At 72.2% G+C, this 486-nt stretch carries 1 protein-coding gene; it reads left to right on the top strand.

The features are described 5' to 3' along the window. The coding region (locus tag ACH107_RS33490) for a 2'-5' RNA ligase family protein (protein ID WP_412509883.1) at positions 1-284 on the top strand (284 nt) is incomplete at its 5' end. Positions 285-486: the final 202 nt, after the last annotated feature.

Here is a 486-nt window from a genome sequence, read left to right as displayed (position 1 = left end):
GGCTCGGCCGTGAAGAACTGGAAAGTGGGCGACGAGGTCGTGCCGCTGGGCTGGACCTGCCGCGCGCGCGGTTTCGTCCGCATGTGACGCTGACCCGCCTGCGCCCACGCCCCGATCCGGTGGAACGGCGCAAGCTGGACGCGGCGCTGACCGAGCTGGCGGGCCTGCACCTGCCGCCCGCGCGCGCCGCGGTTCTGGGGCTGTACCGGTCGCAGCTGACCCCAGGTGGCGCGATCCACCATGAACTGGCCGCTTATCCGCTGGCTCACGGCCCCGCCGGGTGACGGCGGCCTGGCCAGTGTCGATCAAAGGCTCGCCTGCGTCCTGCCGCCCATGAACCGGACGCGAGACGCCGCGCCGGTTGTCCATGTTATTGTATGACACGGGCCGATTCGGCCGTATGGTTGGGGATGGTGAGCGATGCCCCGCATGCCCGCGTGGCGGGCCGGCCGCCGACATGGCGCGGCAGCCTGCGCGGATCGGCCG

The organism is Roseovarius halophilus (ex Wu et al. 2025) (genome assembly GCF_047086965.1).
This window is presented reverse-complemented; position numbering and strand designations above follow the sequence as displayed.